The sequence below is a fragment of the Streptomyces sp. NPDC007025 genome, from assembly GCF_042869455.1.
GTDB lineage: Bacteria > Actinomycetota > Actinomycetes > Streptomycetales > Streptomycetaceae > Streptomyces.
Genome location: NZ_JBIAFT010000003.1, coordinates 414432 through 435825 on the forward strand (window position 1 = coordinate 414432; position 21394 = coordinate 435825).

General features: G+C 73.4%; 20 protein-coding genes and 1 riboswitch. Of the genes, 11 read left to right on the forward strand and 9 right to left on the reverse strand.

Annotated features, from left to right (window positions below):
• Positions 1 to 43 precede the first annotated feature (43 nt).
• Positions 44 to 625, reverse strand: a complete 582-nt coding sequence (locus tag ACFYMO_RS08255; RefSeq protein WP_366772320.1) for an SAV_6107 family HEPN domain-containing protein — start codon at positions 623 to 625, stop codon at positions 44 to 46.
• 292 nt (positions 626 to 917) lie between these two features.
• Between ACFYMO_RS08255 and ACFYMO_RS08260 the strand changes: the two genes are divergently transcribed.
• From ACFYMO_RS08260 to ACFYMO_RS08275, 4 genes are all read left to right on the forward strand, one after another.
• Positions 918 to 1739, forward strand: coding sequence for an ATP-binding cassette domain-containing protein (locus ACFYMO_RS08260; protein WP_366772319.1), 822 nt, complete (start codon positions 918 to 920; stop codon positions 1737 to 1739).
• Entirely contained in the window at positions 1711 to 3942 is a 2232-nt protein-coding gene (locus ACFYMO_RS08265; RefSeq protein WP_366772318.1) for a YhgE/Pip domain-containing protein, read from the forward strand. The genes ACFYMO_RS08260 and ACFYMO_RS08265 overlap by 29 nt, the downstream gene beginning before the upstream one ends.
• Positions 3943 to 3974: 32 nt before the next feature.
• A complete protein-coding gene (locus tag ACFYMO_RS08270; RefSeq protein WP_366772317.1) occupies positions 3975 to 4610 on the forward strand; it encodes a TetR/AcrR family transcriptional regulator in 636 nt (211 codons plus the stop codon).
• 281 nt (positions 4611 to 4891) lie between these two features.
• Entirely contained in the window at positions 4892 to 6340 is a 1449-nt protein-coding gene (locus tag ACFYMO_RS08275; protein WP_366772316.1) for an NAD(P)/FAD-dependent oxidoreductase, read from the forward strand.
• Positions 6341 to 6389: 49 nt separating this feature from the next.
• Here ACFYMO_RS08275 and ACFYMO_RS08280 read toward each other — a convergent pair whose 3' ends face one another.
• From ACFYMO_RS08280 to ACFYMO_RS08300, 5 genes are all read right to left on the reverse strand, one after another.
• On the reverse strand, positions 6390 to 7403 hold the full coding sequence (locus ACFYMO_RS08280; protein ID WP_388545081.1) for a hypothetical protein: 1014 nt from the start codon (positions 7401 to 7403) through the stop codon (positions 6390 to 6392).
• A gap of 45 nt (positions 7404 to 7448) precedes the next feature.
• On the reverse strand, positions 7449 to 8387 hold the full coding sequence (metF, locus tag ACFYMO_RS08285) for a methylenetetrahydrofolate reductase [NAD(P)H] (protein WP_366772314.1): 939 nt from the start codon (positions 8385 to 8387) through the stop codon (positions 7449 to 7451).
• Positions 8388 to 8519: 132 nt separating this feature from the next.
• Positions 8520 to 9266, reverse strand: coding sequence for a thiamine phosphate synthase (gene thiE / locus ACFYMO_RS08290; RefSeq protein ID WP_366772313.1), 747 nt, complete (start codon positions 9264 to 9266; stop codon positions 8520 to 8522).
• A 100-nt stretch (positions 9267 to 9366) separates the two neighbouring features.
• Positions 9367 to 9741 carry an Rv2175c family DNA-binding protein gene (locus ACFYMO_RS08295; protein WP_019358771.1) on the reverse strand — a complete coding sequence of 125 codons (375 nt, stop codon included), beginning with the start codon at positions 9739 to 9741 and terminating at the stop codon, positions 9367 to 9369.
• A 33-nt stretch (positions 9742 to 9774) separates the two neighbouring features.
• Entirely contained in the window at positions 9775 to 10968 is a 1194-nt protein-coding gene (locus ACFYMO_RS08300; protein ID WP_366772398.1) for an FAD-dependent oxidoreductase, read from the reverse strand.
• Between the two features lie 256 nt (positions 10969 to 11224).
• Positions 11225 to 11338, forward strand: a riboswitch (TPP riboswitch).
• Between ACFYMO_RS08300 and thiO the strand changes: the two genes are divergently transcribed.
• The 6 genes from thiO (at position 11336) to ACFYMO_RS08330 (ending at position 17863) form a co-directional block, all read left to right on the forward strand.
• On the forward strand, positions 11336 to 12556 hold the full coding sequence (thiO, locus tag ACFYMO_RS08305; protein ID WP_388545085.1) for a glycine oxidase ThiO: 1221 nt from the start codon (positions 11336 to 11338) through the stop codon (positions 12554 to 12556). Its footprint overlaps the riboswitch before it by 3 nt.
• Positions 12553 to 12771 (forward strand): sulfur carrier protein ThiS, encoded by a 219-nt coding sequence (thiS, locus tag ACFYMO_RS08310; RefSeq protein WP_366772311.1) that lies wholly within the window; start codon positions 12553 to 12555, stop codon positions 12769 to 12771. Before thiO ends, thiS begins: the two co-directional genes overlap by 4 nt.
• Positions 12772 to 12778: 7 nt before the next feature.
• A complete protein-coding gene (locus ACFYMO_RS08315; RefSeq protein WP_366772310.1) occupies positions 12779 to 13576 on the forward strand; it encodes a thiazole synthase in 798 nt (265 codons plus the stop codon).
• A 175-nt stretch (positions 13577 to 13751) separates the two neighbouring features.
• Positions 13752 to 15791: a Stk1 family PASTA domain-containing Ser/Thr kinase gene (gene pknB / locus ACFYMO_RS08320; protein WP_366772309.1), complete on the forward strand. Its 2040-nt coding sequence runs from the start codon at positions 13752 to 13754 to the stop codon at positions 15789 to 15791.
• Between the two features lie 405 nt (positions 15792 to 16196).
• Positions 16197 to 16979 carry a transglycosylase SLT domain-containing protein gene (locus ACFYMO_RS08325; protein ID WP_366772308.1) on the forward strand — a complete coding sequence of 261 codons (783 nt, stop codon included), beginning with the start codon at positions 16197 to 16199 and terminating at the stop codon, positions 16977 to 16979.
• 5 nt (positions 16980 to 16984) lie between these two features.
• Positions 16985 to 17863, forward strand: a complete 879-nt coding sequence (locus ACFYMO_RS08330; protein ID WP_388545093.1) for a deoxyribonuclease IV — start codon at positions 16985 to 16987, stop codon at positions 17861 to 17863.
• Positions 17864 to 18005: 142 nt separating this feature from the next.
• Here ACFYMO_RS08330 and ACFYMO_RS08335 read toward each other — a convergent pair whose 3' ends face one another.
• Positions 18006 to 18629 carry a sulfite oxidase-like oxidoreductase gene (locus tag ACFYMO_RS08335; protein ID WP_366772306.1) on the reverse strand — a complete coding sequence of 208 codons (624 nt, stop codon included), beginning with the start codon at positions 18627 to 18629 and terminating at the stop codon, positions 18006 to 18008.
• Positions 18630 to 18844: 215 nt separating this feature from the next.
• On the opposite strand from ACFYMO_RS08335, the gene bfr reads away from it, so the two are divergent.
• Positions 18845 to 19333 (forward strand): bacterioferritin, encoded by a 489-nt coding sequence (gene bfr, locus ACFYMO_RS08340; RefSeq protein WP_366772305.1) that lies wholly within the window; start codon positions 18845 to 18847, stop codon positions 19331 to 19333.
• A gap of 122 nt (positions 19334 to 19455) precedes the next feature.
• Here the strand turns inward: bfr and ACFYMO_RS08345 are convergent, their stop codons facing one another.
• Both ACFYMO_RS08345 and ACFYMO_RS08350 read right to left on the reverse strand, forming a co-directional pair.
• Positions 19456 to 19743 (reverse strand): (2Fe-2S)-binding protein, encoded by a 288-nt coding sequence (locus tag ACFYMO_RS08345; RefSeq protein ID WP_366772304.1) that lies wholly within the window; start codon positions 19741 to 19743, stop codon positions 19456 to 19458.
• Positions 19744 to 19898: 155 nt separating this feature from the next.
• Entirely contained in the window at positions 19899 to 21248 is a 1350-nt protein-coding gene (locus tag ACFYMO_RS08350; protein WP_388545097.1) for a class II 3-deoxy-7-phosphoheptulonate synthase, read from the reverse strand.
• Positions 21249 to 21394: the final 146 nt, after the last annotated feature.

A 21394-nucleotide genomic window follows, 5' to 3' on the forward strand; every position in this document is an offset into this window, starting at 1 on the left:
CGCCCGCTGATCCGCCCGGCGGGGCCCTGGCCGCCACGGCTCCTCACCCCGCCCGCCGGTCCCGGGAGCGGGCGGGATACTCGTCCCCCTCGGCCGTGCGGGGCTGCGGCAGCGCCGGCTGGGTGAGGAGCATCCGCTCGACGAGCCGGAGGAACATCCCGGCGTAGTGGATCAGGTCGTCGGCGTCGCGCGGGTCGGCGGCTCCGGCTATCCCCGCCTCGGCCCGCGCCCGCCGCTCGGCGCCGGAGGCGAAGAGCGCCGCCCACTCGGCCAGTTCGGGTGCGACTTCGGGCAGCACCTCCCAGGCGCTGCGGATGGCGGGGCGGCGCGGCCTGCGCGGGGCGCCGCCCCGGCGGCGGGCGGGGGCCGGGTCGGCGGTGCCGCGTACGGCGAGGACGGCGGCGGCCGTGCGCAGTGCGGCGAGGTGTGCGGTGGCGTACCGCTCGTTGGCCTGCTGCAGTGCGGCCGCTTCGTCGAGCCCGTGCCGGGCCTGCGCGAGCAGGTCGCGTGCGGCGGGCGGGGCGGTGGCCCTGCGGAGCACGGGGTGGATGTCGTGGGGGTGGCTGGCGGGCGGCGCTGTCGACTGCGGGGGCACCGGGCGTGCTCCCCGGGACGGACGCTTCACGTGGATCAACCTCCCGTCGGCTGATACCGGTTCGGGAACCGGTCGTATGGGCACATCGTGGCGCATGCCACTGACAATCGGCCCTGACCTGCGCATACACCGCGCTGAGCGGCGAACCGCCGGGGATCCGTCGCCGGCGGGGCCGCCGGATTGGCGCACCGGGCCCGGTCTGCTGCATACTTTGAACTGACCAGTCAGTTCAAAAGTTGCCGTGCCCGGCGCGGGGGCCGGGCACGGCGCGCCCGTCGGCGCAGCGACACCCAGCGGGACGCGACACACAGCGGGAGGGGCCGTGGCACACGGGCGAGGAGCCGCCGTCTCGGCGGCGGACTTCGGGCTGACGGGGCCGCGCGGCCCCGTCTTCGACAGGGTGGGGTTCACCGCCGGAGCGGGCTCGCTGATCGCGGTGACCGGGCCGTCCGGCTCCGGCCGCACCTGCCTGCTGCTGGCGCTGACCGGCCGGATGAAGGCCGGCAGCGGACACGCCGAGGTGGCCGGGCACCCGCTGCCCAAACGGCTCGCCGCCGTCCGCCGGATCACCGCGCTGGGCCCGGTACCCGGCGTCAACGACCTGGACCCCGCGCTGACCGTCACCGAGCAGCTCCGCGAGCGCGTGCTGCTCCAGCGTCGGTTCGGCAGTCCGCTCCGCGCGCTGCTGCGGTCCCGCCGGGAGCGGGCCGCGGCGAGCCGGGAGCGGCTGGAGGCGGCCCTGGACGCCGCGGGCCTCGACCTGGACGCGCTGCCCAGGGGCGGGCGCACGGCCGTACGGGACCTGGGGCGGCTGGAGGAGCTACGGGTCTCGATGGCGCTGGCGCTGCTGGGCGAGCCCCGGCTGGTGGCCGTCGACGACGTGGATCTGAAGCTGTCCGAGACCGAACGCGCGGCGGCCTGGGAGCTGTTGCGCGCGGTGGCCGACGGCGGCACCACGGTGCTGGCGGTGTGCAGCGAACCGCCGCCCGAGGGGGCCGTGGTGGTCCGTACCGGTGCGGCGCGCCCGGGCGGCACGCAGGCGGGACCGGACAGCACCGCACCCTCCGGCGACGCGCACGAGGACGACGAGACGGACGAGAAGGAGGGGGCGGAGGATGCGCTCGCCGAGGCTAGCCGCGCTTGAGCTCAAGCGGTTCGGCAGGGGACGGCTGCCGCGGGCGGCGATGGCCGCGATGCTGCTGCTTCCGCTGCTGTACGGAGCCCTGTACCTGTGGTCGTTCTGGAACCCCTACGAGCGGCTGGACCGGGTACCGGTGGCACTGGTGAACGAGGACCGGGGCGCCACCGTGCAGGGGGAGAAGGTCGACGCGGGCGCCGACATCGTCAAGGGGCTGCACGACAGCGACTCGTTCGACTGGCAGGAGACCAGCGCGGCCGACGCCCGCAAGGGGGTCGAGGACGGGCGGTACTACCTGTCGCTGACGATACCCGCCGACTTCAGCAAGCGGGTCTCCTCCAGCTCGGGCGACTCCCCCGAGACGGGTGCGCTCAAGGTGCGCACCAACGACGCGAACAACTACATCGTCGGGCAGATCTCCCGCACCGTCTTCTCCGAGGTCCGCTCGAGCGCCTCCAGCAAGGTCTCGCGCGGCTTCTTCGACAAGATCTACGTCTCCTTCTCCACGCTGCACAGCAAGACCACCGAGGCCGCAGAGGGCGCGGATGACCTGGGCGACGGCATCGGCAAGGCGAAGAAGGGCGCGGGCAGGCTCAAGAACGGACTCGGTGACGCAGAGGAGGGCAGCGGCCGCCTCAAGAACGGCACGGCCGACCTGCACAAGGGGGCCGGTTCCCTGGAGAAGGGCGCGGACCGGGTCGCCGAGGGCACCCAGAAGCTCGCCGACAAGGTCAACGGCGAAGCCGAGAAGGTCCGTCCGTTCCTGCGGGCGCACAGCGGCGACGTCGGCAAGGCGGCGCGGCAGGTGGCCCGGACGAGCAAGACGCTCAAGAAGAACCTCGGCAAGCTGCCCGGCGAGGCGCGGCGTGCGCAGACCGACACCCGCAAGGCCGCCGACGCGCTCTCCACGCTCCACGAAGCACGCTGCGGCAAGGGCGCCCCGGGGACACCCGCGCCTTCCCCGTCCGGGGCGCTCCCCGAAAGCGGCGGGAACACCGGCGGCGAAGGCGCCGACGGCGGTACGCCGCAGTCCGGCGGCGGGGCCTCCGCGACCGGGCGGCCCGCCCCGTCCGCCACCCGGGCCCCCGGCCTGGCCCCCGACTCCTGCTCGGAGCTGAAGAAGGCCGTGGCCGCCGCCGAACGTTCGGCGAAGGTCGCCGCGAAGGTCAACGGGTACGTCAAGAACGAGCAGAACCTCGACGAACTCGGCCGCCACCTCGACGACCTCAACCGCGCCGCGGACGCCGTCGCCGACCGGGCCCCGCACCTGGACCAGGACGTGGCCGACGCGGTGCGGCAGATCAACGAGCTCAACAGCGGCGCCCACAAGGTCGCCAAGGGCGCCGGGAAGCTGCACACCGGACTGGGCACCGCCAAGAGCGGCGCCGCCTCGCTCGACAGCGGACTGGGCAAACTCTCCGACGGCGCCGCCTCCCTCGACGGCGGCCTGTTCAAGCTGGCCGACGGCTCCGAGGAACTGGCCGGCGGCCTGCACGACGGCGCCGAGAAGATCCCGGACTACGGCAAGAAGGAGCGCGAGGACCGCACCGGAGTGATGGCCGACCCCGTCGGCCTCGCCTCGCACAAGGCGCACGCGGCACCCAACTACGGCACCGGCTTCGCGCCCTACTTCATCCCGCTCTCGCTCTGGGTGGGCGCGATGATCGCCTACATGCTGCTCCAGCCATTGAACCGGCGCGCGCTGGCCGCGGGCGCCCCGGCCTGGCGGATCGCGCTGGCGGGCTGGCTGCCGGTGGCCACGATCGGAGTCGCCCAGGTGGCCGCGCTGATGAGCGTGCTGCACTGGGGACTGGGACTGCAGATGGCCCGCGGCCTGGCCACGGTGGGCTTCCTGATGCTGGTGACGGCGTGCTTCACGGCCGTCGTCCAGTTCCTCAACGCGCGCTTCGGGCCCGCGGGCCGGATCCTCGTCCTGGCGATGCTGATGCTCCAGCTGACCTCGGCCGGGGGCACCTACCCGATCCAGACGAGCCCGCACTTCTTCAACGTGCTCCACCCGCTGCTGCCGATGAGCTACGTCGTGGAGGGGCTGCGGCACCTGATCACAGGCGGCGAACTGTGGCCGGTGCAGCGGGCCTGCCTGGTCCTGCTGGCCTTCACCGCGGGCGCCCTGGCGCTCACGGCGGTCACCGCGCGCCGCAAGCAGGTGTGGACGCTGGACCGGCTGCGTCCGGAGATCTCGCTGTGAGGCCCGGACGCCCGCGAGAGGAGAATGGCCGCATGACAAGCGCCCGGACCAGCCCTTCCACTTCCCGCAGCCGCAGTGCCACCAGGGACAAGCTCTTCCATGCGGCGGTCACCCTCATCGCCGAGCAGGGGTTCTCGTCCACGACCGTGGAGGAGATCGCCGAACGGGCCGGGGTGGCCAAGGGCACGGTCTACTACAACTTCACCAGCAAGACCGAGCTGTTCGAGGAGCTGCTGCGGCACGGCGTGGAGCTGCTCACCGCCGATCTGCGCAAGGCCGCGGAGGAGACCGACGGCCGGGGCGGCAGCCGGGTGGACGCGCTCGACACGATGGTCCGCGCCGGACTGGAGTTCATCGACCACTACCCCGCCTTCACCCAGCTCTACGTCGCCGAGCTGTGGCGCACCGGCCGGGCCTGGAACGACACCCTGCTGATGGTGCGCAAGGAAGCGGTCGCGGTGGTGGAGGGCGTGCTGCGGGCCGGCGTCGCGGAAGGGGAGCTGAGCGAGGAGATCGACGTCCAGCTCACCGCCGCCGCGCTGGTCGGGATGGTGCTGGTGGCCGCACTCGACTGGAAGGCGTTCCAGCCGGAGCGCTCGATCGAGGACGTGCACGGGGCGCTGTCCCTGCTGCTCCAGGGCCGGGTCGGCGCCGGCCGTCCCGGCTGACCGCGGACCGGCCCTCTCCACAGGTGGGGCGGCCCCGCCCCCCTCGCGGGGCCGCCCCACCTGTGGAGAGGGGTGGCTTCCGGAGGGGCGCCGGCACCGTTCCGCGGCCCCGTGTCGGCGGTGCGGCCCCGTGCCCTTCCGTTGCCCTCACTCTGCCGTCCGCACGGATGGCGGCCCATCCGTGCGGATACTCAAGATCTCTCCTGAGTACGGGTACCTACTTCTCGGGCCGGCACGGGCGGCGCCGGGGCGCCGGACGGGGGCCGCTAGGGTCGGTGGACATGGCACGGGTTGTGGTGGTCGGGGCGGGGATGGGCGGCATGGCGGCGGCGGCGAGGCTGGCCGTCGCGGGACACGGGGTCGTGGTGCACGAGCGCACCGGGACCTATGGAGGCGCCGTGCGGCAGTACGCGCGCGACGGCTTCGCGTTCGACACCGGCCCGGGGCTGCTGCAGCTTCCGGCCGTCTACCGCGATCTGTTCGTCAAGACCGGCCGGGAGCGGCTGGAGGACGTGGTGGAGCTGGTCCAGGTTCCCGTCACCGCCCGCCACGTGTTCGCCGACGGCAGCGCCGTCGCGCTGCCCAACGCCTCCCGGGGCAAGGTGATCGCCGCGCTGGACGAGGCGCTGGGCGGGGGCGCGGGCGAGCGCTGGTCCGCGATGCTGACCCGGGCCCGCACGGCGTGGGAGGCCACCCGGCGGCCGCTGCTGGAGGAGCCGCTGCGCGCGGAGCCCTCCTCGTGGGACCTGCTCGTCGCGGACGGCGCCTATCCCGCGCGGCGTCCGAAGGGCCTGCTGCGCCTCTCCCGGGCGCTGCGCGGACGGGGGAGCGCCGGGCCGACGCTGGCCGAGATCGCCCGGGACGAGCTGCGCGACCCCCGGCTGGCGGCGATGCTGTGCGGCTCCGTCTGGACACAGGGTCTGGACCCGGCGACGTCGCCGGCGAGTGCCGCCGCCCTCGCCTACGTCGAGGACACCTTCGGCACCTGGTACGTGCGCGGCGGCCTGCGGGCGCTGGCCGACGCGCTGCACGCGCGCTGCCGGGCCCGCGGGGTGGCCTTCCACTTCGACAGCCCGGTGGCGGGAGTGCGGGAGAAGGACGGGCGGGCGGCGGGTGTCGAACTTGCCGACGGCTCGGCGGTGGACGCGGAGGTGGTGGTCGCGAGCGGCGGACCGGCCGCACCCGGCGGGCAGGGAAGCGCGGACCGGGGGATGTCCCGGCTCACCGTGCTGCTCGCGCTGCGCGGTGCCCGCCCCGCCGGCGCCCCGCACCGCACGCTGGTGCACCGCGCGGAGGCTCCCGGGCAGCCGCTCACCGTGCTGCGGCCGGACGATCCGGCGCTGCGGCCGGACGACGCGCACGAGACGGCCGTGCTCACGCTGCCGGTGCCCGGCGGTCTCCTGGCGGAGGCGGCGGAGCCGCTCGCCGAGAACCTGCTGGCAGCGACGGACGCGGCGGGGCTGGGGCTGCGGGAGCGGGTGCTGTGGCGCGAGGTGCGCACCCCCGCCGAGATCGAGGCGGAGACCGGGGCTCCCGGCGGGCGGGTGCCGCCGCCGGGGCTGTCCGGCGGCGGTGGCGCCTTTCTGCACCCCGCCAACACGACGGGGCTGCCGGGGCTCTACGCGGCCGGCGGCTGGTCCCATCCGGGCGGCGGTCTGCCCGCCGCGGGGATGACGGGCGCCATGGTGGCCGGGCTGGTACAGGACCCGGAGTGGCGCGGCTCGGTCTGAGCAGGCGGCCCGGGCCCGGTGCGGATTGCCGGCCCGGTGCGGCCGGGCCTCAGTACGGGCCGCCGCCGTAGTAGTCCTGCGGGTACCGGGGTGCCTGCTGCGGGTACGGCTGGGGCTGCTGGGCGTCGGCGTCGTGGGCGTCGGCGTACGGGTCGTAGCCGTAGGGCTGCGGCTCCTCCGGGGGCAGCGGCGCGCCGCCCTCGCGCTGCTGGGGTACCCAGACCCCGCCCGGCGGCGTCTCGGGCACCCCGGGCTGGTATGGCTGTTGCGGATAGCCGTATCCGTCGCCGTACTGGCCGCCGTAGCCCGCGTACGGGTCCTGGTACTGCTGGTAGCCGGCCGGGTCCTGGTATCCGGAGTGGTCCGGGTAGCCGGCGGGCCCGCCGACCGGGGTGTGGTCCTGGTAGCCGGCGTACTGCTCGTATCCGCCGTGGTGCCCGTGCCCGCCGTCCCCGTGGGCCGGAGGCTGGTCGGGGGCCGGGGCGAAGACCGAGGTCTCCTCGTCGTAGCCGCCGTAGCCGTAGCCCCCGTAGGGACCGTAGGGGCCGTAGGTGTCCTGGCCCGGGTAGCCGTAGCCGGTCTCCTGGCCGCCCGGATCGCCGTCCTCGCCGCCCCAGTCGGCGGGCTCCTGGTGACCGTAGCCCTGCTGGCCATAGCCCTGCTGGCCGTAGTCGTCGACCGGATCGGGCACCGGCACGGTGCCCGCGGCCGGGGTGTCGGCGGGGTCGTGGGTGCGCAGGTCGGAGACCTCCAGCGAGGCCGTGTCCGGAGCGGGGGACGCCCCGCGGCGGCGCCGGCTGGAGCCGGGGCCACCGCCGAGTGCCCACCCGGCGGTGAACCCGCTCCGTACCGAGAGCGTGACGAAGGTCTGGCCGACGGCGAAGGCCGCGATGCCGAGGCCGATCACGACGACCGACGGCAGCGCCGTCCCCACCACCACGCCGAGGAAGCCGGTGAGGGCCAGCAACCGCCAGCGCAGCCGGGCCTTGTACTGGAGCAGTACCTCGCCCAGCAGCCACAGCGCAACGATGCCGAACGCGATATAGAGGACCGTCCAGCCCATCTACGCCCCTCTTCCGCTCCCGCCGCCCCTTGGCGGACCCGTGGCTCAAGCCTTGCGAAGGCCCAGGGTAGCCCTCTCCCGGAGACCGAGATTCTGGTGGATCTCCAGCGTCGCCGTGGAGTGGTTGAGCGTGATGAAGTGCAGCCCCGGAACACCTTCGGCGAGCAGCCTCGCACACAAGTCCGTGGCGTACTCGATCCCGATCGAGCGTACCGCCGCCGGATCGTCCTGGACGGCGTGCAGCCGCTCGATCATCCCGGCCGGCAGCGTGGCGTTGCTCAGCTGCGCGAACCGCTCGATCTGCTGCACGCTCGTGACCGGCATGATCTCCGGGATGATGGGCGTGCTGCAGCCCGCGGCGGCGACCCTGTCCCGCAGCCGGAGATAGTCCTCCGCCTGGAAGAACATCTGGGTGATCGCGTAGTCGGCACCGGCATTGCACTTGTTCACGAAATGCCGGATGTCGCTGTCCCAGTCGGTGGAGCGCGGGTGCATCTCGGGGAAGGCCGCGACACCGACGCAGAAGTCGCCGGACTCCTTGATCAGTTCGACGAGTTCGGAGGCGTAGTCGATCCCCTCGGGGTGCTTGACCCACTCCCCCAGCGGATCGCCGGGCGGATCGCCGCGCAGTGCGAGCACGTTGCGGATGCCCGCGGCGGCGTACTGCCCGATGACGTTGCGCAGTTCCGCCCGCGAGTGGCTGACCGCCGTGAGGTGTGCGACGGGAGTCAGCGTGGTCTCGTTGGCGATGCGCTCGGTGTTGCGGACCGTGCCCTCGCGTGAGGAACCGCCCGCGCCGTAGGTGACGGACACGAAGGTCGGGGACGCCGCCTCGATGCGTCGCAGCGCGTCCCACAGCGTCCGCTCGCCTTTCGCGGTCTTCGGCGCGAAGAACTCGAAGGAGAAGGACTGCTCTCCGCTCGCGAGCAGATCACGCACAGTCGGCGGACGGTCTGTCCTGGGAGCTGAGATACCGATGGCCATATCTGCAGGCTAGCGGCCTGGCCTGCAGAGCGGCTCGACACCGGGGCGATAAGAGGGGATCTGTCCGTTTCCCGGATGGCCGAGGTCCACCTGTTGGACAGTCCCGCCCCCCGTGCTAAGCGGCCGGTGCGGTCACGACGCCGGGGGACGGGCATCCGCGGCTGCCGCCTCCCGCAGCCGCGCGGCCAGCGAGGCGGCCGCTGCCCCGGGATCATCGGCCTCGGTGAGTGCCCGGACCACCACCACCCTGCGGGCCCCGGCGTCCAGCACCTGGTCGAGATTGCCCGCATCGATGCCGCCGATGGCGAACCACGGCCGAGACGTCGGATCTGCGGCGGTACGGGCGGCGGTGTGACGGACGAGATCCAGCCCCGGTGCGGGGCGGCCCGGCTTGGTGGGGGTCGGCCAGCACGGCCCGGTGCAGAAGTAGTCGACGCCCGGCTCGACCAGCGCCGCGTCCGCCTCGGCGGGGCTGTGCGTGGAGCGGCCGATCAGCACCTCGTCGCCGAGCAGGGCGCGGGCCGCGGGCACCGGCAGATCACCCTGGCCGAGATGGAGCACCTGGGAGGCGGCGGCGTGGGCCACGTCCGCACGGTCGTTCACGGCCAGCAGGGCCCCGTGCCGGCGGCAGGCCTCGGCGAACACGTCGAGCTGCGCCAGTTCCTCGGCCGCCTCCAGCCGCTTGTCCCGGAGCTGGACGATGTCCACACCGCCCGCCAGGACGGCGTCCAGGAACGCGGGCAGGTCGCCCTGCGCCTCGCGTGCGTCGGTGCACAGGTAGAGCCGCGCCTCCGCGAGCCGCTCACGGGCGGGAGCGGACCCCCGGGACGCCGCGGGCGGGGTGGCGGTGCTGCGGGACGAGCTGGACGTACGGGACATGGCGGTGTTCGGTTCCCCCCGGGAGGGGGTGCGTGGACCCCGGGGGGATCCACGCACCCGGTGCTGTCGGTGTGCTGGTGCGCCGCCGCGGGCGGCGGGATCAGACGGCGAGTGCCTGCGCCCGTCGCTTGACCTCGGTGCCCCGGTTCTCCCGCAGCGCCGTCACCGGCGAGCCGGGCAGCGACTCGTCCTCGGTGAACAGCCATTCGAGCATCTCTTCGTCGCTGAAGCCGTCGTCCCGCAGCAGAGTGATGGTGCCCGCCAGGCCCTTCACGATCCGGCCCTCGCCCACGAAGGCGGCCGGAACCTGCAGCACCCGGTTCCCGGACTCCGCCTCCCGCCGCACCGCGAGCAGTTGGCCTTCCTTCACGAGCTGCCGCACCCGGGTCACCTCGACGCCGAGCATCTCGGCGACATCGGGGAGGGCGAGCCAGGCGGGGACGAGCGCGTCGGTCTTTGCGTCAATCTCGGTCACGGGTTCCAGACTGCCATCCGAAACCGGTGGTCACTACCGCGCGGCCTTCTTCAGGGCCACGGCCGCGTCGCCCAGCACGGCCCGGTCCACGGCTGTGCCCTGCTGAATCAGCTTCCGGCCCTGCGCGAGATCGCGCGGACGGCCGACGGCCAGCAGCGCGGTCGGCCGCTCGCCGCGCAGCCAGCACACGCTCCAGGCGGGGTCCCGCGGCGAGCCGCGCCACACCAGCTCGTCGCCGGGGGCGTGGTGGCCGACGTACTGCACGAAGCGGCCGAACTGCTCGGACCAGAAGTAGGGCACCGGATCGTAGGCGACGCTCTCCGGCTCGCCGTCGGCGTGCCCCTCGGCGAGCAGGTTCGCCGCGACCGTACGGGGGCCCTGGAGCGCGTTGTCCCAGTGGTGGATCAGCAGCCGCTCCCCGTAGCGGGCCGAGGGGAACGAGGCGCAGTCCCCCACCGCGTAGCAGCCGGAGGCCGAGCTGCGCAGCCGCGCGTCGGCCAGCACGGAGCCGTCCGGCCCGAGCGCCACCCCGGAGCCGGCCAGCCATCCGGTAGCGGGCCGGGCCCCGATCCCGACCAGGACCGCGTCCGCCGGCAGCCGCGTCCCGTCGGCGAGCAGCACCCCGCCGCGCTCGACCGCGGCGACGGCGGCGCCGGTGCGCAGTACCGCCCCGGCCTCCGCGTACCAGTCCCGCATCGGCGCGGAGACCTCGGCCGGGAGCGCGCCCGGCAGCGGTGCGGCGGCGGTCTCCACCACGGTGACCTCGCAGCCCCATTCGCGGGCCACCGTGGCGAACTCCGCGCCGATCCACCCGGCGCCGACCACCACGACCCTGCCGCGGGAGGCCAGCACCGGCCGCAGCCGCCGCGCGTCGTCCAGGGTGCGCAGCACATGGACACCGGGCACGCCCTCGCTCCCGGGCAGGGTGCGAGGCTCGGCGCCGGTGGCCAGCACCAGCCGGTCGTAGTGGACCGGGCCCGCGTCGGTGACCAGCAGCCGCTCGCCGGGGCGCAGCCCGGTGGCGGTCCGGCCCAGTTCCAGCTCGATCCCCAGCGCCGCGAAGTCGATGTCGAAGAGCGGCACCTCCGCCTCCTCGCCCCTGCCGAGCAGCACGGCCTTGGACAGCGGGGGCCGGTCGTAGGGCGGGTGCGGTTCGGCCCCGAGGAGCCGCACGGAGCCGGGCCAGCCCTGTTCGCGGAGCTGCACGGCGGTCTGCACACCCGCCATACCGGTGCCCACGACCACGACCCGCTGCTGGTTCTGACTGTCGCTCACATCGCTCACTGTATGCCGGTCGACTCCCGGAGCCATCGGCCACCGGACGGAGACGGCCTCCGGTGGCGGTCGTAGGTCATGTCTGCAAAGCCCCGTCTGCCCGGTGGGCGGACGACGCTCCTTCGAGCCCTCCCCAGGGCCGCCCGCCGCGGGGCCCCGGCGCGCCTTACCGGCGCCGCACGCACCGCAGTAGGGTGGGCCGCGGTAGTCATGAATACGCGGGAGCCCGGACGCACCGGGCTGAGAGGGAGGCTGCGGCGGCCTCCGACCGTCCGAACCTGATCCGGGTCATTCCGGCGAAGGGAGCAGCGGCAGCCCCATGCGCGGCACAGGAAACGGCACAGGAAACGGCACCGAAACCGGTACCCACGCGGCGAGCCCCGACGTGCTCGTCCTCGGCGGCGGCCTGATCGGCCTGGTGACGGCCTGGCGGGCCGCACAGCGCGGCCTTGCGGTCACCGTGGCCGACCCCGGACCGGGCGGCGGCGCCGCGCGGGTGGCGGCGGGCATGCTGGCAGCCGTCACCGAACTGCACTACGGCGAGGAGACCCTGCTGGACCTCAACCTCGCCTCGGCGGCACGCTACCCCGAGTTCGTCGCCGAACTGGAGGACGCCGCCGGCCTGGACACCGGCTACCGGGCCTGCGGCACCCTCGCGGTCGCGCTCGACGCCGACGACCGCGCCCACCTGCGCGAGCTGCATGCGCTCCAGCAGCGGTGCGGGCTGGAGTCGCAGTGGCTGACCGGCCGCGAGTGCCGCCGCCTGGAGCCGATGCTGGCGCCCTCGGTGCGCGGCGGAGCCCGGGTGGACGGCGACCACCAGATCGACCCCCGGCGACTTGCCGCCGCGCTGCTGCGGGCCTGCGAGCGCGCGGGAGTCGCCTTCCGGCGCTCCGGCGCGGTGCGGTTGCTGCACCGGCGGGACCGCGCCGCGGGGGCGGCGCTGGCGGACGGCACCGAGCTGCGCGCGGAGCAGACGGTGCTCGCGCTGGGCGCCCGCAGCGGCACCCTGGAGGGCCTGCCCCCGTGGGTGGCGCCCCCGGTGCGCCCGGTGAAGGGGCAGGTGCTGCGGCTGCGGATGCCCGGCGGCTCGGCCGGCCCCTTCCTCTCCCGCACGGTCCGCGCGGTGGTACGCGGCGGCGCTCTCTACCTGGTGCCGCGCGCGGACGGCGAACTGGTGGTCGGCGCCACCAGTGAGGAACTGGGCTGGGACACCACCGTCACCGCGGGCGGCGTCTACGAGCTGCTGCGGGACGCACACGAACTGGTGCCCGGCGTCACCGAGCTGCCACTGGCCGAGACCCGCGCCGGGCTGCGCCCCGGCTCCCCCGACAACGCGCCGCTGCTGGGGCCCACCGCGCTGCCCGGGCTCCACCTGGCCACCGGCCACTACCGGCACGGTGTCCTGCTCACCCCCGTCACCGGCGACGTGCTCGCCGAACTGCTGGCCACGGGCGAGCTGCCCGCACCGGCCCGGCCCTTCGCACCGCAGCGCTTCGCCTCCGCAGACTCCCGCGAGACCCAGGAGCAGCCCGTATGACCTCCGCCCCGACGACGACCGTCTCGGTCAACGGCGAGCCCCGCCGAGTGACCCCGGGTCTCACCCTCGACCGGCTCGTGGCCGATCTCACCGCCGCGCCGGGCGGGGTGGCCGCGGCGCTGAACGAGGACGTGATCCCCCGGGGCCGCTGGGCTCAGACCCCGCTCGGCGAGGGCGACCGCGTCGAGATCCTCACCGCAGTCCAAGGAGGCTGAGCCGGCCATGGCCGACGATCCGCTGACCATAGGCGACACCGCCTTCACCTCCCGGCTGATCATGGGGACCGGGGGCGCGCCCAGCCTGGACGTCCTGGAACGGGCGCTGCTGGCCTCCGGCACCGAGCTGACCACGGTCGCGATGCGGCGCCTGGACCCCTCGGTGGGCGGCTCCGTGCTGTCGGTGCTGAACAGGCACGGTATCCGGGTGCTGCCGAACACCGCCGGGTGCTACACGGCGGGTGAGGCGGTGCTCACCGCACGGCTCGCGCGGGAGGCGCTGGGCACCGACTGGGTGAAACTGGAGGTCATCGCCGACGAGCGCACCCTGCTGCCGGACCCGGTCGAGCTGCTGGAGGCCGCCGAGACGCTGGTGGACGACGGCTTCACGGTGCTGCCGTACACCAACGACGACCCGGTGCTGGCGCGGAAGCTGGAGGAGGCGGGCTGCGCGGCGATCATGCCGCTCGGCTCCCCCATCGGCTCCGGACTGGGCATTCGCAACCCGCACAACTTCCGGCTCATCACCGAGCGCGCGGGCGTGCCGGTGATCCTGGACGCGGGCGCCGGTACGGCCTCGGACGCGGCACTGGCCATGGAGTTGGGGTGCGCCGCGGTGATGCTGGCCTCGGCGGTGACCCGGGCCCAGGAGCCGGTGCTGATGGCGGAGGGCATGCGGCACGCGGTCGAGGCGGGGCGGCTCGCCTTCCGCGCGGGCCGCATCCCGCGCCGCCACTTCGCCGAGGCGTCCTCGCCCACCGAGGGCCTCGCGGCGCTGGACCCGGAGCGCCCGGACTTCGGCTGAGGGCCCCCGTCGCCGGGGCCGCAGCCGGGCCCCCGGGCACCGCCCCGGCGGCGCCGTTCGGCGGCGCCGCTCACCCCCGGGTGGGCGCCACGGAGTGTCACCGTTCGGCCCCAGAACAGCGGCAACCCGCAACCGCGCGACCCCGCCGCCGCACCTCCCTCGTAAACTCGGCGCAATGGACACCACCCTCCAGGACCCGTCGCCTGCCTACGGACGAGGAGACCCGTTGGTCGGACAGGTGCTCGACGGCCGGTACCGCGTCGAGGCCCGGGTGGCCATCGGCGGCATGGCGACCGTCTACCGCGCGGTGGACACCCGGCTGGACCGGGTGCTGGCCCTGAAGGTGATGCACACCTCCCTCTCCGCGGACGAGACGTTCGTGACCCGCTTCATCAGGGAGGCCAAGTCCGCGGCCCGGCTGGCGCACGCCAACGTGGTCGGGGTCTTCGACCAGGGCACCGACGGCACCTATGTCTATCTGGCGATGGAGTACGTGGAGGGCTGCACGCTCCGCGACGTGCTGCGGGACCGCGGCGCCCTGCGCCCCCGCGCGGCGCTCGACGTCCTGGAACCCGTGCTGGCGGCGCTGGGCGCGGCGCACCGGGCCGGTCTCGTGCACCGGGACGTGAAGCCGGAGAACGTGCTGATAGGGGACGACGGCCGGGTGAAGGTCGCCGACTTCGGCCTCGTGCGGGCGGTGGACAGCCAGACCTCCGCGACGACGGACTCGATCCTGGGCACGGTCTCCTATCTGGCGCCCGAGCAGATCGAGGACGGCACGGCCACGCCGCGTACGGACCTGTACGCGTGCGGCGTCATGCTCTACGAGATGCTCACCGGCGGCAAGCCGCACTCCGGCGGCTCGCCCGCGCAGGTGCTCTACCAGCACCTGAACAAGGACATGCCGGCTCCTTCGGCCGCGGTGCCGGGGATGGCGGCGGCGCTGGACGGCCTGGTGGCGCTGGCGACGGCGCGCACCCCCGAACAGCGTCCCGAGGACGCTGTCGCCCTGCTGGCGCGGGCCCGCACGGTCCGCGCGGAGCTCACCGACGAGGAGCTGGACGCGGTCCCACCGCAGGCCACACAGGGCGGCACCGGCCCGGCCGAGGACGCGGCGCGGCTCTCGGGGGTCTCGGGGATCTCCGGAGACATCGCCGCGGCGGCCGCGCACGCCACCGCCGGGTCCGAGGCCGACACCTCTGTGATCCCGCGCCCCGCGGGGGGTCCCGCCGCCGGTCCGGCCCCGGAAGCGGATCTCAACCGGACGGCGCTGCTGTCGCCGCCGCCGTCCGACCCGCCCGGCGGCTCCTCCGACGCGGGTGCCGGGGGCCGGCGGCGGAGGATGCAACCGCGCTGGGTGCTGGTGACCCTGGCCGTGCTGCTGGTGGCGCTGGTCGGCACGGGCATCTGGTACGTCAACTCCGGTCAGTTCGTGCGGACCCCCGCGGTGCTGGACGACACCCGCGCCGAGGCGACCAAGACGCTCTCGGAGGCGGGACTGGACGTGAAGGTGGAGGAGGACTTCAGCGAGCGGGTGGAGCGCGGCCACGTCATCGGCACCGACCCGGAGCCGGGTGAGCGGGTCCGCAAGACCGGCACGGTCACGCTGACCGTCTCGCGCGGCCCGCACGTGGTGAAGGTGCCCGAGCTCAAGGACACCCCGCTGTCGGACGCCCGCCGCAAGCTGGAGGACGCCGGCCTGAAGCCGGGGACGGTCGAGCGGCGGTTCGACGAGGAGACGGCGCGGGGCTCCGTGCTCGCCACCGACCCCGAGCCGGGCAGCAAGCGCAGGCCCGGCGCCGCGGTGGCCCTCACCGTCTCCAAGGGGGCGCCGGTGGAGGTGCCCGATGTGGTCGGCGACAAGCGGAGCGACGCGACCCAGGAGCTTCAGGACGCGGGTCTGAAGGTCCGGATCGCCACCGAGCGCGTCCACTCCGAGCACGAGAAGGGCAGCATCGCCCGCCAGTCCCCGACCGACGGCGCCCGGGCCGCCGAGGGCGACACGGTGACGCTGACGGTCTCCAAGGGCCCCGACATGGTCGAGGTGCCGGACGTGGAGGGCAGCAGCGAGGACGAGGCCACCGAGAAGCTGGAGGGCGCGGGCTTCGAGGTGACGGTGCGCCGCATCTTCTTCGGGGACACCGTCTTCAACCAGTCCCCCGACGGGGGAGGGAAGGCGCCCCGCGGCTCGTCGATCACCATCTGGCTGCGCTGAGCCCGCGCCGGGCGCGGCGGCCCGTGGCGGCGCTCCCGATGACCGACCCGCCGGTGGCCGACCCGCTACACCTCGGCGCGATATGTCCGACTTGGCGCGCATATCCCGTCACGGGGTGTACCAGGGGACTTGGTGGCGTGTGACCCCACCCATAGGACGCACATCACCTACGAACACGCCTAGTGGAAAGAAATCCGCGACGCGACCTGGAATGCGTCTCCGAAATACCCGCCCACCAACCACCCCCCACCACGAATCCGGGTAGTACGTCACACCTTTGATTCCGCAGAACGGGCCCTTTAACAATTGCGGTCGTCGCACGGCGCCGAATCAGCACTCGGCGCGTCTCCCCGGCTCCCCGCCACTGCGACACGACGCCAGCGATGAAAGGTTCCGTACTTCCTCATGCCCAGCATCTCCAGCCTCAGTCTCAGCCCCAAGGCCAAGAAGATCTCGACCATAGGCATCGGCACCGCGGGCGCGGCGGCCCTGGCCCTCACGGTCCTCCCCGGCACCGCGCACCACGGCGACGCCGGCCAGGCCACGGCGAAGAAGGTCCAGGCCGACAGCGTCGCCTTCAGCTCCGACTCCTCGCTGCTGCCGCCCCAGGGCAAGGACCTCACCGCCCAGCAGCAGTCCATGGCCCCGGCGCCCGCCGACACCGAGCAGGTGGCAAGTGTGAAGAACGCCGCCACCACTGCCAAGAGCTTCACCAGCACCGACGAGGCGGCCGCCGCGATCAAGGCCGACGCCGAGAAGCGCGCCGCCAAGGCCGCGGCCGAGAAGAAGGCCGAGGCAGCGGCCGCCAAGGAGCGCGCCGCCAAGGCCGCGGCCGACCGCTCCAAGCGCGCCGCCGCGCCCAGCTACCCGGACAACCTGGACGGCTGGATCCGCGAGGCCCGCGCCATCATGGCCAAGCACGGCATCCCCGGCTCCTACGAGGGCATCAAGCGCAACATCATCCGCGAGTCCGCCGGTGACCCCCGCGCCATCAACAACTGGGACATCAACGCCCAGAACGGCGTGCCCTCCAAGGGCCTGCTCCAGGTGATCAAGCCCACCTTCGACACCTACCACGTCGAGGGCACCGCCTGGGACCAGTACGACCCGGTCGCGAACATCGTCGCCGCCTGCAACTACGCGGCCGACCGGTACGGTTCGATGGACAACGTCAACTCGGCATACTGAGTGGTGTGACCACGAACGAGACGCAGCACCTGCGCAATCCCATTGGCGGCCATGTCCCCGTAGCCGGGGGCCTGGCCGCCACTGGCCTTTCCTATGCCGCCGACATCGAAGCCGAGACGCTTCAGGTTTTCGTCGCGAATCCGCGCGGCTGGGCGACGCCGACGGGAAACACGGAACAGGACGAGGTATTCCGCACCGCCTGCGCAGCACGTGGACTTCCGGTTTATGTCCACGCTCCTTATCTCATCAATTTCGGCTCGCACAACGAGGACACCGCGACGAAGTCGGTCCACTCGCTGCGGCATTCGCTGCGGCGCGGGCGCGCCATCGGCGCGCTGGGTGTCGTCGTCCACACCGGCTCCGCCACCGGAGGGCGCGCCCGGGCGACGGCACTGGACCAGGCGCGGGCACTGATGATGCCGCTGCTGGAGGAGCTGACCCAAGAGGACGACCCGTGGCTGCTGCTGGAGCCGACGGCCGGGCAGGGCGCGTCGCTCTGCTCCCGGATGCAGGAACTCGGCCCGTACTTCGAGGCGCTGGAGCATCACCCCAGGCTCGGCGTCTGCCTGGACACCTGCCACGCCTTCGCCGCCGGGGACGATCTGGCCGCACCGGGCGGGGTGGAACGCGCGCTGCGCGAACTGGAGTCGGTCACCGGCCCCGGAAGGCTGCGGCTGATCCACGCCAACGACTCCCAGGACGTGGCGGGCGCGTGCAAGGACCGGCACGCGAACATTGGCGCGGGCCACATCGGGACCGGGCCGTTCGCCGAGCTGCTGGCCCACCCGCTGACCGAGGGCGTGCCCCTGGTGATCGAGACACCGGGCGGCAAGGCGGGGCACGCGGGCGACGTGGCGCTGCTGAAGAAGCTCAGGGAGGCATGACCCAGGTGCCGGGAAGACCTCCCGGCGCCTCCCGGCAGCGGGGCGCGCACCCGAGGAGAGCCTGGACCCGGGCCCTTCGGCGGCGCGCCCGGCCCGGAGCCGGGACCGCGGCGCCCGACGGCTCGGGGGTGCCCCACCCGGCTCAGAGCTCGGGACCGTCCCCCCGCTCCTCCTGGTAGGAGTAGCGCTGCTCCCGCCAGGGGTCCCCGATGTTGTGGTAGCCGCGCTCCTCCCAGAAGCCGCGGCGGTCCGCCGTCATGTACTCGATGCCGCGGACCCACTTGGGGCCCTTCCAGGCGTAGAGGTGGGGCACCACGAGCCGGACAGGGAAGCCGTGCTCGGCGGTCAGCAGCTCACCGGCGCGGTGCGTGGCGAAGATTGTCTTCGCGGAGGTGAAGTCCGACAGCCGGACGTTGGAGCTGAAGCCGTACTCCGCCCACACCATCACATGCGTCGCGTCGGGCGCGGGCGGTGCCAGCTCGAGGATGCTGCGCGCGAGCACGCCGCCCCACTCGGCGCCCAGCATGCTGAACTTCGCGACACAGTGCAGATCGGCGACGACGGTGCGATACGGCAGCGCGGAGAACTGCTCGTGGTCCCAGCAGTGCTTCTCGCCGTCCGCCGTGGCCCCGAAGACCCGGAATTCCCAGCGCTCCCGGCGGAACTTCGGTACCGGGCCGTAGTGCGTCACCGGCCACCCGCGCTGGAGCCGCTGCCCGGGCGGAAGCTCCGGTTGCTCCCCTTCGCGGCTTTGCGGCTGACCCATGTCCCCATGGTGACAGACCCCGGGCGATGGTCCCGACCAACCCCCCGGCGGGTGGTCGGCGCGCTGTCGTAGCAGCTCACCTCCGCAAATACGGGCACATCCGGTAAGCCTTCACTTACTGGACCCGGCGGGTGGGCGGTGACAGGATGCGCGATTGCGCGCCACGCGCGTTCTGCCCGGTACCCGCGCCATGCCGCTGGAAGGAGCCCGCCACCATGCAGGGCGACCCCGAGGTCATCGAGTTCCTCAACGAGCAGCTCACCGCCGAGCTCACCGCCATCAACCAGTACTTCCTGCACGCGAAGATGCAGGAGCACCTCGGCTGGACGAAACTCGCCGAGTACACCCGCTCCGAGTCCTTCGACGAGATGCGGCACGCGGAGCGGCTCACCGACCGGATCCTCTTCCTCGAGGGCCTGCCGAACTACCAGCGGCTCTTCCATGTGCGGGTCGGCCAGGACGTGACGGAGATGTTCCGGGCGGACCGGCAGGTCGAGGTCGAGGCCATCGACCGGCTCAAGCGCGGCATCGAGCTGATGCGCAACAAGGGCGACATCACCTCGGCCAACATCTTCGAGGACATCCTCGCGGACGAGGAGCACCACATCGACTACCTGGACACCCAGCTCGATCTGATCGAGAAGCTGGGCGAGCCGCTGTACCTCTCCCAGCAGATCGAGCAGAAGGCCGCGGACGAGACCTGAGAGCCGGAGTGGGGGCGCCGCAGCAGGCGGCGGGTGACAGCGGGCCGGTGGCGGGCGGTGGTGTGCGCGCTCTCCTGGAGCGGCCGTGCGCGGAGGTCAGGCGGCGCGGTGCCTGGCCCGGATCAGGCCGCGTGCGCTGCCGCAGCCGGCTCCGCGGCGACGGCGATCCCGGCCGGTTCCGCGGCGACGGCCTGCGCCGCGCGGGTGACGAGGGGCGCCTCGCCGCGGTCCAGCGCCACCCTGCGCGGGCACTCGCCGCGGCCCAGGATGCCCTGGATGCGGCGCACGCAGGAGCCGCAGTCCGTACCCGCCTTGCTGGCGGAAGCGATCTGGCGCGGGGTGCACGCCCCCGCCGCCGCGTGCTGTCGCACCTGCTCTTCGGTGATGCCGAAGCACGAGCAGACGTACACGCGGGTCACCTCCGCCTCGGATCGGTCAGCCTTGCTGAGGTTAACCTAACCTTACCCGTCCGGGCGTGTCCACATACACCGCTGGGGCCCGCGTCACACCGGACGCGGGCCCCAGCGGCGGGGTCGCGGAGCGGCCTTCCCGCAGCCGCGGCAGCTCACTGGTCGCGGTACATCTCCGCGACGAGGAAGGCCAGGTCCAGGGACTGGCTGCGGTTGAGCCGCGGGTCGCAGGCCGTCTCGTAGCGCTGGTGCAGGTCGTCGACGAAGATCTCGTCGCCGCCGCCCACGCACTCGGTGACGTCGTCGCCGGTCAGCTCCATGTGGATGCCGCCGGGGTGGGTGCCCAGGCCCTTGTGGACCTCGAAGAAGCCCTTGACCTCGTCCAGCACGTCGTCGAACCGGCGTGTCTTGTGGCCGCTGGCCGCCTCGAAGGTGTTGCCGTGCATCGGGTCGCAGACCCAGGCGACCGTGGCGCCGGAGGCGGTCACCTTCTCCACCAGCTCGGGCAGCCGGTCGCGGATCTTGTCCGCCCCCATCCGGGTGATGAAGGTGAGCCGGCCCGGCTCGCGGTCCGGGTCCAGCCGCTCGATGAGCGCCAGCGCCTCCTCGGAGGTCGTCGTCGGCCCCAGCTTCACCCCGACCGGGTTGCGCACCCGGGAGGCGAACTCGATGTGGGCGCCGTCGAGCTGCCGGGTGCGCTCCCCGATCCAGACCATGTGCCCGGACACGTCGTAGAGATCGCCGCTGCGCGAGTCGACCCGGGTGAGCGCCGACTCGTAGTCGAGCAGCAGCGCCTCGTGCGAGGAGTAGAACTCGACCGTCTTCAGCTCTTCGGGGTCCGTGCCGCAGGCGTGCATGAACTTCATCGCCTGGTCGATCTCGCGGGCCAGGGCCTCGTACCGCTGCCCGGACGGGCTGGACTTGACGAAGTCCTGGTTCCAGGCGTGCACCTGGCGCAGGTCGGCGTAGCCGCCGGTGGTGAAGGCGCGGACCAGGTTCAGCGTGGCGGACGAGGCGTGGTACATCCGCTTCAGCCGCTCCGGGTCCGGCCTGCGCGCCTCCGCCGTGAACTCGAAACCGTTGACCGAGTCGCCCCGGTAGGTGGGCAGCGTGACCCCGTCCCGGGTCTCGGTCGGCTTGGAGCGGGGCTTGCTGTACTGGCCGGCGATCCGGCCGACCTTGACGACCGGAACCGAGCCCGCGTACGTGAGCACCGCACCCATCTGCAGCAGCGTCTTGAGCTTGTTGCGGATGTGCTCGGCGCTGACCTGGTCGAACGCCTCGGCGCAGTCACCGCCCTGGAGCAGGAACGCCTCTCCGCGCGCGACCGAGCCCAGCCGCTCCCGCAACTGGTCGCACTCGCCCGCGAAGACGAGCGGCGGATAGGACTCGAGCTCGGTCAGAACCGTACGCAGCGCCTCGTGGTCCGGCCAGTCGGGCTGCTGTGCTGCAGGGAGGTCTCGCCAGGTCTGGGCACCGGCGTCGGAGTGGGCGTTCACAGTCACGGACCCAAGGTTACGGGGTTTCGCGCGCGCTCCGTCCGGCTGCCCGGCATCCGAGACCGCGATCACAGCCCCGGCGAGGCCGCGGTCACAGGCAGTGCCGGCGCCGTTCCGCTGTCGGTTCCGCTGCCGACTCCGGTGGCGGCGCC